The sequence below is a fragment of the Acaryochloris sp. CCMEE 5410 genome (genome assembly GCF_000238775.2).
Taxonomy (GTDB): Bacteria; Cyanobacteriota; Cyanobacteriia; order Thermosynechococcales; family Thermosynechococcaceae; genus Acaryochloris.
On sequence record NZ_AFEJ02000001.1, the window covers coordinates 1,412,257 to 1,428,627 of the forward strand.

14 protein-coding genes are annotated in these 16,371 nt (G+C 50.2%); 8 read left to right on the forward strand and 6 right to left on the reverse strand.

All coding sequences use genetic code 11. From position 1 onward, the window contains the following. Positions 1-54 precede the first annotated feature (54 nt). Positions 55-1,617 carry a hypothetical protein gene (locus ON05_RS06250; protein ID WP_010471602.1) on the forward strand — a complete coding sequence of 521 codons (1,563 nt, stop codon included), beginning with the start codon at positions 55-57 and terminating at the stop codon, positions 1,615-1,617. Here ON05_RS06250 and ON05_RS06255 read toward each other — a convergent pair. Further along, positions 1,603-2,787 (reverse strand): MFS transporter, encoded by a 1,185-nt coding sequence (locus ON05_RS06255; RefSeq protein ID WP_010471601.1) that lies wholly within the window; start codon positions 2,785-2,787, stop codon positions 1,603-1,605. The two genes, ON05_RS06250 and ON05_RS06255, sit on opposite strands and share 15 nt — an antisense overlap. Before the next feature lie 236 nt (positions 2,788-3,023). Next, positions 3,024-3,842, reverse strand: coding sequence for an alpha/beta hydrolase (locus ON05_RS06260; RefSeq protein WP_029315102.1), 819 nt, complete (start codon positions 3,840-3,842; stop codon positions 3,024-3,026). Positions 3,843-3,928: 86 nt separating this feature from the next. Here ON05_RS06260 and ON05_RS06265 point away from each other — a divergent pair, with 86 nt between their 5' ends. The 6 genes from ON05_RS06265 to ON05_RS06290 all read left to right on the forward strand — a co-directional run bounded on the left by ON05_RS06265 (position 3,929) and on the right by ON05_RS06290 (position 13,019). Beyond that, positions 3,929-4,423: a pentapeptide repeat-containing protein gene (locus ON05_RS06265; protein WP_010471599.1), complete on the forward strand. Its 495-nt coding sequence runs from the start codon at positions 3,929-3,931 to the stop codon at positions 4,421-4,423. Positions 4,424-4,543: 120 nt separating this feature from the next. After that, positions 4,544-6,502 carry a mechanosensitive ion channel domain-containing protein gene (locus ON05_RS06270; protein WP_029315101.1) on the forward strand — a complete coding sequence of 653 codons (1,959 nt, stop codon included), beginning with the start codon at positions 4,544-4,546 and terminating at the stop codon, positions 6,500-6,502. Positions 6,503-6,656: 154 nt separating this feature from the next. Further along, complete coding sequence (locus ON05_RS06275; protein ID WP_010471597.1) at positions 6,657-9,353, forward strand: EAL domain-containing protein; 2,697 nt, start codon at positions 6,657-6,659, stop codon at positions 9,351-9,353. Between the two features lie 41 nt (positions 9,354-9,394). Next, complete coding sequence (locus tag ON05_RS06280) at positions 9,395-9,925, forward strand: GNAT family N-acetyltransferase (protein WP_010471595.1); 531 nt, start codon at positions 9,395-9,397, stop codon at positions 9,923-9,925. A gap of 34 nt (positions 9,926-9,959) precedes the next feature. Beyond that, positions 9,960-12,437 (forward strand): ATP-dependent DNA helicase RecG, encoded by a 2,478-nt coding sequence (gene recG, locus ON05_RS06285; RefSeq protein WP_010471592.1) that lies wholly within the window; start codon positions 9,960-9,962, stop codon positions 12,435-12,437. A gap of 309 nt (positions 12,438-12,746) precedes the next feature. After that, positions 12,747-13,019 carry a hypothetical protein gene (locus ON05_RS06290; protein WP_010471589.1) on the forward strand — a complete coding sequence of 91 codons (273 nt, stop codon included), beginning with the start codon at positions 12,747-12,749 and terminating at the stop codon, positions 13,017-13,019. Positions 13,020-13,106: 87 nt separating this feature from the next. On the opposite strand, the gene dut is transcribed toward ON05_RS06290, so the two are convergent. From dut to ON05_RS06310, 4 genes are all read right to left on the reverse strand, one after another. Further along, positions 13,107-13,538, reverse strand: coding sequence for a dUTP diphosphatase (gene dut / locus ON05_RS06295; RefSeq protein ID WP_010471588.1), 432 nt, complete (start codon positions 13,536-13,538; stop codon positions 13,107-13,109). A gap of 94 nt (positions 13,539-13,632) precedes the next feature. Next, a complete protein-coding gene (locus ON05_RS06300) occupies positions 13,633-13,845 on the reverse strand; it encodes a hypothetical protein (RefSeq protein ID WP_010471586.1) in 213 nt (70 codons plus the stop codon). 123 nt (positions 13,846-13,968) lie between these two features. Next, complete coding sequence (locus ON05_RS06305) at positions 13,969-14,445, reverse strand: hypothetical protein (protein ID WP_262561284.1); 477 nt, start codon at positions 14,443-14,445, stop codon at positions 13,969-13,971. A gap of 238 nt (positions 14,446-14,683) precedes the next feature. Further along, positions 14,684-14,974 carry a DUF2288 domain-containing protein gene (locus ON05_RS06310; RefSeq protein ID WP_010471582.1) on the reverse strand — a complete coding sequence of 97 codons (291 nt, stop codon included), beginning with the start codon at positions 14,972-14,974 and terminating at the stop codon, positions 14,684-14,686. 144 nt (positions 14,975-15,118) lie between these two features. Here ON05_RS06310 and ON05_RS06315 point away from each other — a divergent pair, with 144 nt between their 5' ends. Then, positions 15,119-16,330, forward strand: a complete 1,212-nt coding sequence (locus ON05_RS06315) for a trans-acting enoyl reductase family protein (protein WP_010471580.1) — start codon at positions 15,119-15,121, stop codon at positions 16,328-16,330. Positions 16,331-16,371: the final 41 nt, after the last annotated feature.

Consider the following 16,371-nt stretch of genomic DNA (forward strand, 5'->3'; position numbering starts at 1 on the left):
CCGCAAGCGCAGAAGCACCATTACGGGGGAACACAGTTGTCGATAAACTAACCGATGAGTTCGTTCTCCATCTTCACCCTCCTCTACATGACCGCCTTCCTGCTAGAAATGCAGGAAAAGTGGAAAGCTCCAGGCTTTGCCCTCGCCTTTTTGGGACTAATCACCGTCTTCATTTTCACCCGCATAACCCGGATCAAGTTTTTTGCCTTCCTGGTCCTCTCCACCGCCTATTTCCTGATTTTTCGCTTCCCCGACGTTGCCAACCACGTCAACTTCCTGATTTACCTCAACCTCGCTCTGATGGTGGGTATGGTCTACGCCTGGATCAAACAGGCCAGCGCTGACCATTACTACGCCATGATGCGTCCTCTCCTTAGGGCCTCCTTACTTGGCGTCTACTTCTGGGCCGGATTCCATAAACTCAACACCGACTTTCTCAACCCCCAAGTCTCCTGCTCCAGCATGATGCTGTATCGGATTTTGGATATGGTCCAATCCAACCTCCTGGGCATTCCAGTTATGGTCATCGTGATTGCCCTGGCCTTGTTTAGACTTTGGCAAGGACTGATTCACAACAGACTCAAATTCTCAAAACTTCCAAAAATCCTGCTGCTCACCTTACTCACCTGTGGCGGCATTCTGCTGTACTATTTTGGCTTTGCCTATCGAGATTATGTCCTGCTACCCGACCTAATCTTGCTTACAAATATCTACTTTGTTCTCGCTTGGGAATTGCTGGGTAGCATTTTACTGTTTGTTCCCAGATTGCAGGCTCCGATTCTGCTGCTCTCGTGGTTAATGCATGCCTTTATCGCCATGATCGGCTTTGTTGATTTCAGTGCTTTAGCCGGAAGTTTACTCTTTACCTTTATTCCCGATCGCTACCTTCAACTTTGGCAAGAACAATCCGAGATCTCCTTGAGGGGACGACAGATTCACCGAGCATACCTGTACTTCGGCCTCAATGTGATGGCAGGTCTATTCTCTGCCCTGTATTACCTTGCCTATTTGGATTTCGACATCAAAGTTACCGCTGGGGCCATCTTCAACCTCGCTTCAGTCATTTTCCTCTGGCCGATACTCACCCAGCTCTTTAAACCAAAAAATAGACCCGATTGGAAAGGACTCCCCATTCTCAATGCCTCCATGCCCAAATTTATGGCGGTGTTTTTGCTTGGGCTGTGCTGCTTCGGCCTGATGCCATATCTGGGACTTCGCACCGCCGGGACCTTCTCCATGTTCAGCAATCTCCGCACCGAAGGCTCCCGCTCCAACCATTTACTACTAGCCACCAATCCCCTTAAACGCTGGGGCTATCAGGAAGATGTGGTCTGGATCTTGAACTTGCCACCAGAAGTGGTAGACATGGATCCAAAAAATGCAGAGCTAGAGGGCAGTGCCCTTCCCGTGGTTGAATTCAAGAAAATGATTTACGACTGGACCCAAGCGGGTCAGACTGTGCCTGTGGTATTTAAATATCAAGGGCAAACCTACGACAGCCCCAATATTGTTCAAGAACCTGAATGGCAAACGCCTCGCCGCAACTGGGAGATGTATTTTCTGGATTTTCGGGTGATTGAACCGGAAAATTCGGGTCCCAATTTATGTCGATGGTAGAGTGGAGTTGTTGCTAGATGCGATCGCAATCATCGCTACCCCAAAACTAACAATCGCGACCGTCGTCATCATTAAAGGGGACAAAGCATCTGGCTGTTGGAAAAAAGCCCCAAATAAACTGGCAGACAAGGCTCCACCACTAAAAAACATCCCGGTTCCCAAACCCGCTTTCTGGGCAGGCACCATCGAAAGAGCAAAGGGCAACGTGCCATTATTCACCAAACTCAAACAAGTACCAACGGCTATCGCTACGCCCACCGCTGCCCAAGTCTGGCCTACCCCATTCATCACGACTAACGTTAAGGCTAATCCCAGTAATCCTAAGAGAATGGCTTGACGATTCCCCAGTTTACGAGCCACCGTTCCCGCTGGAATGGCCGTTATCCCCAAGGCGATAAAGATTATGCCCATTGTCAGGCCTACATTTTGGCCTGGAATGGTTTTGAGGATTTTGGGAAACGTCGTCATCAATAATCGAAACCCCAACGAGGTGCCCCATCCCACTGTAAACACCAGGGCTAAATTTCTGATGGATGGACGAGCCCCAACGCCAGAAGGTTGATGGGGCATCTTCACCTCTGTATTGACAGACCTGAGAATGGCCGCAGCCCCTAGCAAAATGAGTGACGCGAGGCCAAAGGCAATCCCTGGCCCTAACTCCAGAATATATTTATTGGCCAAAGGCCCCATCGCCCCAGCAATCGCCCCCATGACGGTCAATACACTTGCCGCTTGCGGTAGACCACTGCCAAAGGCATATCGACTTAGTAAGGACAGAGCTGGACTGCGAAACACCGTCATGGAAATAGCCCAGGTCACGAGTAATATGGGCAAAAGCCAGCGAAAGATTCCCTCTGGCTGACCAAAGGTGACCAGCATCGCCGTCGCCATCAGTAATCCCGATGCCAAAATCACCCCTGCTGCAATAAAGGGAAATCGACTGCCTAGCCAGCGTTGGGCGCGGTCGGAATAGTTTCCCATTAGGGGTTCCATCAGCATCGCCAGACCGTTTTCCAGCAGTAAGACACCCGTGATAAATACAGAGGTAAACCCAAACTCACCCAGCAGTTTTCCCAGGTAAAGGTTGTAGATCACCCACATCAATACAATTGCCCCTTGCACTAGAGCTAGGGCAAAGACTTGTACCCACAGAATTCTTTGCTGATGCACAATTGGTATTTCCTCTCTTTATGGGGTAAACCGGCTTGAAACCAATAGCCTGATCTGATTAAAGATTCCCCACCGTACCACCAAATAGATGCTTTCTCAGGCTTAGTTCTGATTTGGAGCCCCATCGATACCCCGTCAGTCTGCCCCATTTTTTCCCTGAAACCAACCGATTCACTCCCGAGCATTGACGTCAAAGGGATCGAGAAACCGAAGGTTTCGATATGCTGCGCTGTTATTCAGTCCAGAACGAGCTTTTGAAACTCATTCAACGCCTGGAAATACCGCTCACCAGCGACTTGAGGAAAATTATTGTGACCCGCTCCTGCCACCCACAAGGATCGCTTGGGGCCAGATGCTGCTGCAAACAACTGCCGACCGTGGTCAATAGGAATCACCTGATCGTTTTCTCCATGCATCACTAATACGGGGACTTTAACCTGCTTTAGCCGATCCAGACTGGTGAATTTATCGAAAGGAAAAATCGGAATAGGCACCACCACTCGAAAGATAGACGTAAACGTGCTTTCCAAAATCACCCCAGCCAAAGGATATTGGGTCGCTAAATAGACTGCAGATCCGCCCCCCAGGGAGCGCCCCTGGACTAACAACCGCTGGGGCTTTACCCCCAACTCTTGGGTTAGATAGGCATAGGCTTGTTTGGCATCTTGATAGGCATTTTGTTCGCTGGGCTGTCCATCACTGGTGCCATAACCTCGGTAGTCGTAGGCAAACACGCTGAGGCCAGATTGCTGAAGCTGCTTTAGTCGGGGACGAATATCCCCCAAATCTTCGGCATTGCCGTGGATATAGAGCAGGGTAAAGGTCGCCTGGGGATTGGGGAAGTAGAGGGCCGAGATCTGCTCTTGGTCATTAACGGGGAGCTTTAGGACCTCATCTGTGTCTCGATAACTGGTAGGTTGGGGCAGAAAAATCATGCTATCTGCCCGAAAAAAGACATATAGTCCAACGCAACCGTAGATCAGCAGAGGAGCCAGAACCAATCTGGACCAGCTAAAGGACCCTAGCAAAATTTGTCGATAGTTTAGCTTCACGATCCTTGCCCTTCTGACGTCTGCCCCTTTGTTGCTACTAGTTTAGGCAATTAAGCTATGGTTGAAACGACAGCAACGCCAGTAAACCTATGAAACTCAGTCGAGACGAATTAAGCCGTCGCTACGCATCCGGAGAACGGCGATTTGCCGGAGCCGATCTCACGGCCCTGGATCTACATCAGCTGGATCTGAGCCAAGCTGATTTTAGTGGGGCTGAGTTCTGTGGCTGTAATTTGAGTGAGGTTAATCTGAGCCAAGCTGATTTGAGTGGTGCGGATCTGAGCGATGCGAACTTAGCCCAAACTGATTTACGTAAGGCCGATTTGAGTGGGGTGGATTTAAGTGCCGCTAATCTCACTAAGGCCAATCTCAAGGATGCCGATTTGAGCGGCGTGGATTTGAGTGAAGCCAATCTGACCGATGCAGATCTCCAGAATGCTGATCTGAGCGGCGTGGATCTAAGTGAATCCAATCTGCAAGGGGCCAACTTACGAGGGGCGGATATGAGTGGGGCTGATGTCAGCAATAGCCGCTATTGCCAAACCATTTTTCCCAGTGGAAAAATTCGCAATGACCATTGTTGAGGGGCTATCCCGATAGCCTAGGCTGGTGTAACAGTTCGACGTCAGCACACCATTCCAAAAAGATCAGCATGATTTCAGACTCTTATCATGTCGCCCTTGAATAATGGGTGAGGTGCAAGTTTGCCTATCTCTGAGATGCTGTATCGACGACCATTCCGGCCCGTTCAAGGCTTTCTAATTCTGTTGTTCAGTCTGACCCTCTTCCTGACTGGATTTTCCCTACCATCCCAAGCAGAAATTACCATTGGTCGCAGCTTCGATACCGCTCCAATTGTGCTAGATGGCAAAGTCCTGTTTCAAGTCAGCAAGCTCAGGGAGTTCTCGGCCAAAGACCGGGCTAAGCAGGCCAACGATAGCCTAGCCCAAGCCATACGGGATTTTGCCGCAGCCCAGGATTCCCCTGGTGTTCCCACGGTGAAGGTGACGCCAGGCGCTTTACCGACCTTGCGCTTAGCTGACCGTCACCTCTTAACGGTGACGGATCGCGATGTCAAGTTGGGCCAGGATGCCATGGAACAAGCCGTGGAGTGGCAGCGCACGATTAATCGGGCGATTGCCACGGGTCTGAAGGAACGCACCCCCAGTTATCGACGCCAGGCCATCCTCAAGAGTGGGTTGGGGCTGTTGCTAGCGATTCTCCTGCATTGCGGTATTCAATGGATCCGACTGCGCTGGCGGCGGCAACAGCTGCGAACGATGCAGGATACGAAGCGTCCCCTAGCGCTATTGGGGTTGACGAGCCTTCAGCTATTGGTTTGGGTTGGGGTGGGTTACTATATTTGCGAACTATTCCCCCAATTCCGTACCCTGCTGTACTTGGTGTTACGGAGTTTTGACGAACCCATCTTGATCCTGACAGAGCAGGAACAGGGATACGGCATTGTTGACCTGTTGATTGTGGTGGGATTGATTCTGGGGTTGTGGGTGATTGTACGGGGGTTGACGCTCCTACTCAAGTCGAGAATTTTGCCGCTCTTGGGGGTGAATCGGGGATTGCAAGATGCGATCGCAATTCTCACCCAATACGTCCTTACCGGGCTGGGAGTGGTGGTCATCCTCCAAGTGCTGGGGGTGGATATCAGCGCCCTGCTGATTGTTGGCAGTGCCCTGGGCTTGGGCATTGGCTTTGGTCTCCAAAATATCGTCAGCAATTTTATTAGCGGTATCATCCTGCTTCTGGATCGCCCCATCGAAGCCGGAGATTTTATCCAAGTGGGAGAGCTAGTGGGTTCCGTCGAGAAAATTGGGACCCGCAGCACCGAATTGCGCACCCACGATGAAGTGACGATCATTGTCCCCAACTCCCATTTTTTAGAAAAAGAAGTGGTGAACTGGAGCCATAGCAGCCCCGTCTCCCGCCTGCACCTGCCCGTGGACGTGGCCTATGGTTGCGATGTGGATCGCGTCCAAACGGCCCTGATTGAATCTGTCAGTCATCATCCAGAAGTTCTGGCCCATCCTCAACCCCAAGTTCAGTTCTTGGGGTTTGGAGAGAGTGCCCTGAATTTTGAAGTCTTGGTATGGTTTCGCGAACCTCGGCAGCAGTATCGTCTTAAAAGCGATTTGTACTTCCGTATCGAAGCTATGCTTCGCCAGTACCAGATCGAAATTCCATTCCCCCAGCGAGATTTACATGTGCGATCGCCCCATCTAGACCAGCTGATCGATTTGCTCGTGCAGCAGCGGACAGAGAATGCCCCTCATTTGTACTATCCAGGCTCTGTGCGATCGCAACCGTCATCCCAGCCGATCCTGACTTCCACCCCATACAGCCCTCAGTCCATCTCTCGGTCATCCGCCCCCCAAATCAACCTGCCAGAATTGGTAGCCCAGATGAAAGGAGAACAGGGACTGGATATTCAAGATCGTCGTCATCGGCTGAATATTTATCCCCAATGTTTTGTAGGCTCAGAAGCCGTGATTTGGTTGATGCGGACCCAGCGGGCCACCCGTAAAGAAGCTCTACGCATTGGGCAGCTTCTGATGCGCAAACGAATTATTCATCACGTTTTGGATGAGCACCCCTTTGATGATGCCTACTTGTTTTATCGTTTCTACGAAGATGAACAGCAGGAGTAATGGGCCAATAACGCCCCGTTCTCTTATCCAATAGCCGTAGAAATATCTAGATATCTGGGTGGGAAATGCGGATCACCCCAGAAAATCGATAGTTTTACTGATGTCGATCGCATTGAAATTGGAAGAACATTGTAACGTCGCGACCCCATGATCCGTGCCAACAGACCTCAATGATCCGCAACGTAAAATCCGACATCTCCTAATCCTTGAGGATTTGGATGGTTTTCGCTTAGTGCCTTTGGAGGAATCTTCCTATTTCCTAGGCCGCGACGTCACGAATTCCATCGTCGTCCGTTCCCAGGGGATCTCTCGTCAGCATGCCTTGTTTTTACGCGTGACGAATGCGGATCCCAACAGCTACGGATTTATGCTCATTGATGGCAACTTGCAGGGCGAACCCAGCACCAACGGCACCGCTGTCAATGGCGAGAAATGTGCCTCCACCAAGCTCAATCATGGAGATCGGATTGTGTTTGGCCGCCAAATGAAGGCCAAATACCTCGTTTTAGGGGCATTGACCGATCTCGAATTTGGCGATTTTTGCAAAAACTTCGATTTTGAAGAAGCCGTCACCCGAGATATTAATCCTCGGGAAACCTTTGTCCATGAAGGGGATGAGCCTCCCAGCTTCGCCGCCACATCATTGGTTCGATTGGCCTCTTTCCCTGAGATTCTGCCTAGCCCCATGTTTGAAGTCAATCTTAAAGGAGATTTGACCTATATCAATCCTGCTGCCTATAATGCCTTTCCTCGCCTGCAAGTTCTGGGGGTAGACCATCCCACGGTTCAGGGACTCATTGCCCTCACCCAATCCACTAAACAAAAAATCCTTAGCCGGGAAGTGACGGTTGATCAGCAGGTTTATGAGCAGTCCATCCACTTTATCTCTGAGAATGGTCTGATCCGCTGTTGCTTATCCGACATTACCGAACGAAAAAAAGTCGAGGCAGAATTATTCAAGCGGGATCGGTTGCTGCAAAGCGTTGCCGAAGCCACCACCCACCTGCTCGCCAATGGCAGTTATGAAGAAGCCATTGATGCAGCCCTAGCCCGATTTGGCACCACCGCTGGGGTAGATCGCATCTGTATTAGCGAGAACCATGTCCATGCCGAGACCCATCGGCTAGCCACGAGCATTCGCTACGAATGGACCGGCCCTCAGATTGCTTCAATCCGTCATTTAGAACATCGGCAAAACCAGCTTTATAGCAATCCCCACTTGCAGCGATGGTATACCACGTTAGCGGGGGGAGCTGCCATTAACGGTATCACCCAAAGCTTTTCCACCGCTGAACAAGCCGTGCTCTCCCAAGAGAAGGTTCAATCGGTGCTAGCGGTTCCCATCCTTGTCAAAAACAACTTTTGGGGATTTGTAGAACTCCATGACTGTAATGACCATTACCAATGGTCTGACCAAGAAGAGGCCATTCTACGAACCATGGCAGCTAGCGTCAGTGCTGCCCTAGAGCGACAGGATAAGGATGAAATTATTCATCGGCAAGCCTTTCACGATGCCTTAACAGGATTGCCCAACCGAGTGCTCTTTGCCGAAAGATTGGATCAGGCCCTAACGGATGCCCTCCGCAATCAAGATAATCTGGCGGTCATGTTTATGGATTTGGATAAATTCAAAACCATCAATGACACCTTGGGCCACTCCGTCGGAGATGAACTACTCAAAGAAGTGGCCAATCGATTGCAACATTGCTTGCGAGGTGGGGATACGGTCGCTCGATGGGGCGGTGATGAGTTCACCCTATTACTGGCAAAGATCAGAACCATTGCCGATGCAACAGGCACGGCCCAGCGAATCTTAGATGCCTTTAAGGAAGTGGTGAAAATTGATCGCCATGAGATCTATATCAATGCCAGTATCGGTATTGCCTGCTTCCCAGATGATGGGCAAGAAGCAGAAGTGCTCCTCCAAAATGCTGACGTGGCCCTCTATCAATGCAAAGAACAAGGGCGAGGCATTTTTCGAGTTTATGATGCCGATATGAATTCAGAAGCCACGGAGTTATTTGCTCTGCAAAATAACCTCCGCCATGCGTTAGAACGTCAAGAATTTATGCTGTACTATCAACCCCAAATCAATTTACAGTCTGGGGGAATTACAGGTTTAGAAGCGCTGATTCGTTGGCAACATCCTGAACAAGGGCTGGTTTCTCCTGCCACCTTTATCCCTCTGGCCGAAGAGTCGGATTTAATTGTAGAAATTGGCAAATGGGTATTGGAAAAGGCCTGCCAACAGATCGTGGAATGGCAACAGATTACGGGGCTACCCTTGACGATTTCCGTCAACCTATCGACTCGGCAATTTTATGACCCGACTTTGGTGGAAACCATTTCCCAGGTGTTAAGGCAAACTCAACTTGACCCCAAATATTTGGAACTCGAAATTACCGAAACCATTGCCATTAAGAATATTTCCCTGGCCCAACAAGTTCTGAAACAGCTTCAGGGGATGGGAATTAAGATTGCCATGGATGATTTTGGTACGGGCTTTTCGTCTCTGAACTATCTCACTCAGCTCCCCTTAGATACCCTAAAAATTGATCAATCTTTTATCAAGCGATTGACGTCGGATGCTAAAGAGCTAGAGGTGATTAATGCGGTGCTGTCTCTAGGGCGGGGGCTGCATTTAAGCGTGGTAGCAGAAGGGGTAGACACCCCTGAACAATTAGAATTGCTGAAGTCTTTAAAATGTGAAACCGTGCAGGGGTTCTTGATTAGTCCTCCCCTCCCGGTTCTGGAAGCCACTAGCAAACTCCAGGCTAAAAGCTTGCAATATCAAATGTCAGAACAGGATATTAAGCAGACTTTGCCCCAACCTGCGTTGCTGGTGAATTGAGGCTGACACTGCCATCGCTTTTTAGAACCCTTACCCCCAAGATGCAGATTTTAGAAACAGAACGCCTACAGCTGCGACAGTTTGGTGCTGCCGATTTAGATGCCTATGCGGCCATGCTGGCAGATCCTGAGGTGGTCGCTTATGTCGGGGCTGGCGAAACCTTATCTCGAGCCCAAGCCTGGAAAAATATGGCCATGGTATTGGGGCATTGGGCTATCCGAGGCTATGGCTTATGGGCGGTAGAGGAAAAAGCCACACAAACGCTGATTGGTCGGGTCGGCCTCTACTATCCCGAAGGATGGCCGGGGTTAGAAGTGGGCTGGATGCTGGCAAGATCTCACTGGGGATATGGCTATGCCCTAGAAAGTGCAAAAGTAGCCGTCGATGCGGCTTTTAACCAGTTACAGTGCCCCACCCTGATTAGCTTGATTCATCCTGAGAATGTGCGATCGCAACGGGTTGCCCAACGGTTGGGCAGCCAAAAAACGACGACCCTCACCCTCAATGGCATGCCCATCTGGCAATATGAGCTGTTGCCATCTGTCATGAACCGATCTCAAGATCTCCATTGATCATTACAATGGGGGCAATATCGCTGCAACGTCTATGGGTGATTCTGTTCCAGTTGTGTCCACCTCCAACCTGCCCGATTGGGTGAGGTTGCAACAGGCCCTCTCTGTAGAAGCGGATCGCGGATTTTGTGACCTAGAAGGCAAGCAATTTCGCTTTAGTCAATTTCTCCAACAGAGTTTGGCCAGTACGGTCCCGCCCCATTCCGAGTCTGCGGTGCAGGAACGGTGGCAGTCAACGGCTCAGAAGTTTGGTGGTTACGCAGACCTGACCCTGAATCAGCGCCAGCACCTAGTGGCTGAGACTCGACGTCTCCTCTACTCCACCCAGAAAGACTACCGTCAGGCCACGGATCCGCCCCCCCAACCCCGGAAGCCAGCCACCCAAAAACTCAAGGCCACTCCTCAGAAACTATCCCTCGATCTGCCCATTCTGTCCTTGTCCGGCATTGGTCCTAAAAGTGCTCAGAAGCTAGAGAAGCTGGGGCTGTATAGCGTGCGGGATTTGCTGTTTTACTATCCCCGTGACCACATTGACTATGCTCGCCAAGTCTCTATTCGAGATTTGGAAGAAGGGGCAACGGTCACTCTAGTGGCGACAGTGCGGCGAGTCAATTGCTTTAGCAGTCCTCGCAATCCCAAACTCACTATCTTTGAGCTAGTGGTCAAAGATGCCACCGGCCAAGTCAAGCTCAGCCGCTTCTATGCCGGTAATCGCTTTCGTAGTCGCGGGTGGCAAGAACAACAAAAGCGTCTTTACCCTCCTGGAGCGGTGGTGGCGGCCTCTGGTTTGGTCAAAAGCAGCAAGTATGGCATCACCCTAGATAACCCTGACCTAGAGGTACTCAACCACTCTGGAGACAAAATTGAGTCCATGGTGATTGGGCGAGTGGTGCCCATCTATGCCCTGACGGAAGGGGTGACCCCGGATCTGGTGAGGCGAGCGGTAGTGGCGGCCTTGCCCGCTGCCAAAAGCCTGCGTGATCCCTTACCCGAGGGGCTGCGGCAGCAGAATAATTTAACGGATTTGCCGAGTGCGATCGCAGATGTGCATTTCCCTCCCGATAGCGATGCCTTGGATCGGGCTCGTCGTCGTCTGATCTTCGACGAATTCTTTTACCTACAGCTCGGGATGCTGGTCCGCCGCCAACAGCAGCGCCAAACCCAAGAAAGTGTGCCCCTCAGCGTCCATGGGGAATTACTGGAGCGATTTTATGAGGTGCTGCCCTTTACCCTGACCGGGGCGCAACAGCGGGTGCTCCAGGATATTCTGGCAGATTTGCAATCCTCTAAGCCGATGAACCGTCTGGTCCAGGGAGATGTGGGGTCGGGTAAAACCGTAGTGGCAGTGATTGCTCTCCTCTCAGCCATCCAGTCCGGGTATCAAACCGCCCTGATGGCCCCCACGGAAGTCCTAGCTGAGCAGCATTATCACAAACTCGTGGAATGGTTTAATCAGCTCCATCTACCCGTTGACTTGTTGACGGGTTCTACCAAAGCGGCCAAACGCCGACAAATTGCTGAACAGCTTAAAACAGGCGAATTGCCTCTGTTGGTGGGCACCCATGCCCTGATTCAAGACAACGTTGAATTTGATCGCTTGGGCTTAGCTGTCATTGATGAACAACATCGCTTTGGCGTTCAACAGCGAGCCATGCTGCAGCAAAAAGGTCAGCATCCCCATGTGCTCACCATGACTGCTACTCCTATTCCCCGCACCCTGGCTCTAACCCTTCATGGCGACCTGGATGTCAGTCAGATTGACGAGCTGCCGCCGGGACGACAGGCGATTCAAACCACCATGTTGACGACCCGCGATCGCGCCCATGCCTATGACCTGATGCGGCGGGAAATTGCCCAGGGGCGGCAAATTTATATTGTCTTACCCCTAGTCGAGGAATCCGAGAAACTCGATTTGCGCTCAGCGGTACAAGAGCATGATCGCCTGCAAACCACCATTTTCCCCAACTTCCAGGTGGGGCTGCTGCATGGACGGCTCACCTCTGCCGAAAAAGAGGAGGTGATTTCCCAGTTCCGGGAGCATACCCTGCATATTTTGGTTTCAACCACTGTAGTAGAAGTGGGCGTCGATATTCCCAATGCCACGGTGATGTTAATTGAACATGCCGATCGGTTTGGCCTATCCCAGCTCCACCAGCTCCGAGGTCGAGTCGGTCGAGGAGCCCATCAATCCTATTGCCTACTGATGAATAGTTCGAAAACAGAAACGGCTCGCCAGCGGTTAGCGGTATTGGAACAGTCCCAAGATGGCTTCTTTATTGCTGAGATGGATCTCCGCTTTCGGGGACCAGGAGAAGTTTTAGGCACCCGCCAATCGGGACTGCCTGACCTAGCCCTAGCGAGCTTAGTGGACGATCAAGAGACCCTAGAATTAGCCCGTCAAGCGGCTGAAAAAGTATTGGAAAAAGACAGCACTTTAGGGGCTTGGCCCCTGATGCAATCCGAATTAAATCTTCGCTATCAAAAACTCATGGGCGGGGCAATTTTTACATAGATTTGCAACAATGCAATTTTATGGGTATCATAAGTTATTATCATGTGTGTGCTCCGGGGATCCGCGACTTTAGACTCCGTAATTGTCGTTCCCGGGGCAATTTATTTTTAAATTGGCTAATAGAGCGTCTTCCCTTCATCTTTTAGACCTGCTCTTTCTTGAAAACGCAGAAACCTCTCTAGAACTTATCCAGCAAGAGTTTGGAGGTTCGCTTCCTGGGGAGACGAAAGATCTAACAAATAATTTCACTGCTCTTTGAACCTTTCTAGAACCGTGCCAGTCTAAGCAGTAGCGTTACACAATTGACTTATGACTAAAAAATTCCTTGTTTTAGCGGCTGTTCTAGTACTAGGTTCGGCTGGAATTGCGATCCCAGCTAATGCGAAACCCATTATTCGTAAAGGCCCCAAAAGAACCTTAGTTCGGAGTCCCAAGCGCACCTTCTATAGCGGCCCTAAACGGACATTTTATAGTGGTCCGAAGCGTACTTTTTACGATGGTCCGAAGCGCACGGTCTTCAATGGTCCCAAAGGCATTGTTGTGAAGGGACCTAACAAAACGATTGTTAAACCCCATCGATAATCACTGTCTTAACTCACTGCCTTGAGGTTGGATATCTCCTCACCCATCAACGCTTGGCCAAGCATTTGTGTTTCCCGTTGATCCGCTTTAAGCATATCCAGTTGAACCAAATCCCCCTTCCCCTCTTTGGGTGGTGCTTAATTCAGATACTTCTTCAATCTCGGCGCGCATAATTGGTGCAATCACCATTTGAGCAATTTTCATTCCCTCAACCACCTGAAAGGCTTCTTGACCGTGGTTAATTAAGATCACCCCAATTTCACCGCGATACCCCGCATCAATGGTTCCTGGTGAATTCAATACCGTAATGGAATGCTTGAGCGCTAAACCGCTCCTGGGACGCACCTGGGCTTCTGTCCCTTGGGGCAACTCGATGGCAATTCCAGTTGGGATCAGTGCCGATTTACCTGGCGAAATTTGCTGGGCTTGAATGGCAAATAGATCCAGTCCTGCATCATCGGCGTGGCTGTAACAAGGAACTTGGGCCGATTCGTTTAACTTGATAATTTTGATTTTCATCGTTTTTGGCACATTAGCTTATAGCCTTCTACGGTCCAGGCAATTTTGAGTAGTGCTGTAAAAGCTCGCTTGGATTGAGTACTGCTCCATTTACTCATGCAGCATTCAAAGTAACACTTACCAACATAGATGGAGTTTCACCATTTTCGAGTCTTTCTACAAGTACCATCAGTGCCAGAGTTTGCAGTTTAGATATCGCTTCTTTTAGGCCTTGGTCATAGAGCATTACACCAGATAGGGTTGGAATCTTTGCAATCCAGCGACCATCTTCTTCTTGCTCCATTTCAAAGATCATGGCTGCAGCCACTCAATAACCATGATCATAGTAGCAAGGACAGATATCACAAACCCTAATAGCTCCGTTGAGCAACCCGTAAAACCTTTGGCGTTCACATATTCAACACTCGACAAATCACTTCAAGTTAAATGATTAGATGGAGTTTATTCTCTGGGGAAGCACAAATTCTTGAGCCCAGCCACAATCAAGCAATACTCCTCCTTCTACATCAATAATCGCAGCATTCAGGTCATGCGCTAGGCTTCCCGCATCGACTGCAGTCCGCTCAAAAACCTTATCAGCTATGAAATGGAGTTCTGGTCCCCACTGTACCCAGTAAGTACTTCCCCCTCTTTCACTAACTCTATTCTCATCAGGATTGACAATTGTTGGTGGGAAAAAGCCTCGATAAAATGAGTGCGTTAAAAAGGGGTAAGGCTGTGAATTTCTGACTGAGAAAAACAATTCTGCAAGATGGATGCTTTGGCGGTGCTTAAGCAAATGGAGAAAGACTTTCTCGAAGGCTGAATACCCTTCGCTCCAACCTATCCTTGCTTGGACTCTTACAACAATATGGTCCTCAGTTCCAGCATTAAGCGCGACAAAGACTTTATGTTGCTCTAATGTCACGCTATCCCAAGACCTAATGTGAGTCGTGAGCATGTCTGTTCCAGTAAAACCCGAAAGTGTGAGAGCAGAGTTGAGAAGCTCCAATATAGTTTGAGGTATTGAGTTGTAAAACCAAGCTTCAACTACAAGTCTCATGGAGGCTTATCTGAGTTACTACGCCATCTAAACTACTGGGTCGTGGCGAACGAAATTTATTTCAGATTCCGCCAAAGCTGTGGCTCCGAGGCCAAGACTTGGTTTAATTGCTCTGAGCAACTAGAACAAAGGGTTGCACAATCAAGGTGCTGAATTGTGTGTCGGGTTGGGCGTTCCAGTCGCTCAACTGTTGAGCCGAGGGTTTGTAAATCAGACTTTCGCTAATCCAATGCTGGACCGATTGGGTATTGTCGCTTGCGATCGCAACTCCCACATCCAGCAAATCTAAATGAGGCGTCACCACGATAATGGCATCCCGTTGAGAATGGGGAATCAGGTCTTTCCATTCAATATCCGCAACGTCTTCAGCGAGTTTGTCTTTGATATCTTGCATAGTTAGCTAGGGATTCAGATGGATCCATCATCTCAGGTCAAGCTAAGTTTGGAAAATCCCGACCCTAGCCTTAAGATGATTTTCCTTCAACCTAGCAAAAGGTTAATCGGTATACGATTAAAGAGCCGTTGACTTGGACCCTGTATGAGTAATTCTCGACCCTATGATGTCGTCCTCTACGGAGCGAGTGGGTTTACTGGGCGGCAGACGGTTGAATATTTTGCCCAAAATGTGGGCGAGCAAATCCGATGGGCGATCGCAGGTCGGAATCGCCAAAAACTTGAGCAGGTTAAAGCGGACTTTGCGGCTGCGGTGGATGTTTTGGTGGCCGATAGTCAGGACCAAGAAGGACTAGATACCATTGCGGGACAGGCCCACGTCATTCTCAATACGGCGGGTCCATTTGCCTTATATGGGGATTTCTTGGTGGATGCCTGTGTCCGTAAGCAAACTCACTATGTCGATATCACCGGCGAAACCCCTTGGGTCAAATCATTGATCCAGCGCTACCATGCCAAAGCTTCAGCGGATGGCACCCGCATTATTCCCTTCTGTGGGTTTGATTCGGTGCCCTCGGACCTCGGCACCTACTTAGTGGTGCGGTTTATGCAGCAAGAATTGGGCGTCTCCTGTCGACAAGTCAAAGCCTGCTTCAAAGCGGCAGGCGGCTTTAATGGCGGCACCTTGGCGTCGGCCATCAACTTAATGCAGTCAGGGGAGTCCTCCCAAATGGCGGACCCCTATTTGCTCAATCCCCAGGAAGAGTCCCCTCCCGATATCGTCCCCCTGAGCCAAGACCCCAAAGGACCGCAGTATGACTCAGACTTGCAGACCTGGATTGCCCCGTTCTTTATGGGACCTGTGAATACTCGTGTGGTCAGACGTAGTAGTGCCCTCTTCGATCAATGGCAAGAACCCTACGGTCCCCATTTTGCCTATCAGGAATATCTAAAGTTCGCAGGACCGTTAGCTGCCTTTGGCACTACGTTGGCAACGGGGGCATTTGGTTTGGCCTTAAGCCAAGGGTGGGCCAGAACGCTGCTCCAGTCCCGACTACCTCAACCTGGCAGCGGTCCTTCGACCCAGGTGATGGATGAAGGGTGGTTCCGGTGTGAACTGATCGGACAAGCCAGCAATGGCCAGCAGGTACGGGGCCTGATTTACAATCAAGGCGATCCAGGAAACCGCTCGACGGTGAAGTTTTTATGTGAGTCGGCATTGTGTTTAGCGACTCAGGCTGATCAGTTACCCGGTAAGCACCGTGGTGGTGTGCTGACCCCAGCCACTGGATTGGGGGATGTGCTGGCAGAACGCCTCCGTCAGGCTGGAACTAAGGTTGAACTAGCGGTTCGCTAAGCTCAATCTGGTACTGAAATATTCAACAGACTCCAGTCGAA

Coding starts and splice junctions, on each gene's coding strand:
- ON05_RS06315 (WP_010471580.1), top strand. CDS start 15,119: ATGAGTAATTCTCGACCCTATGATGTCGTCCTCTACGGAGCGAGTGGG.
- ON05_RS06280 (WP_010471595.1), top strand. CDS start 9,395: ATGCAGATTTTAGAAACAGAACGCCTACAGCTGCGACAGTTTGGTGCT.
- ON05_RS06310 (WP_010471582.1), bottom strand. CDS start 14,974: ATGCAAGATATCAAAGACAAACTCGCTGAAGACGTTGCGGATATTGAA.
- ON05_RS06265 (WP_010471599.1), top strand. CDS start 3,929: ATGAAACTCAGTCGAGACGAATTAAGCCGTCGCTACGCATCCGGAGAA.
- ON05_RS06250 (WP_010471602.1), top strand. CDS start 55: ATGAGTTCGTTCTCCATCTTCACCCTCCTCTACATGACCGCCTTCCTG.
- ON05_RS06290 (WP_010471589.1), top strand. CDS start 12,747: ATGACTAAAAAATTCCTTGTTTTAGCGGCTGTTCTAGTACTAGGTTCG.
- recG (WP_010471592.1), top strand. CDS start 9,960: ATGGGTGATTCTGTTCCAGTTGTGTCCACCTCCAACCTGCCCGATTGG.
- dut (WP_010471588.1), bottom strand. CDS start 13,538: ATGAAAATCAAAATTATCAAGTTAAACGAATCGGCCCAAGTTCCTTGT.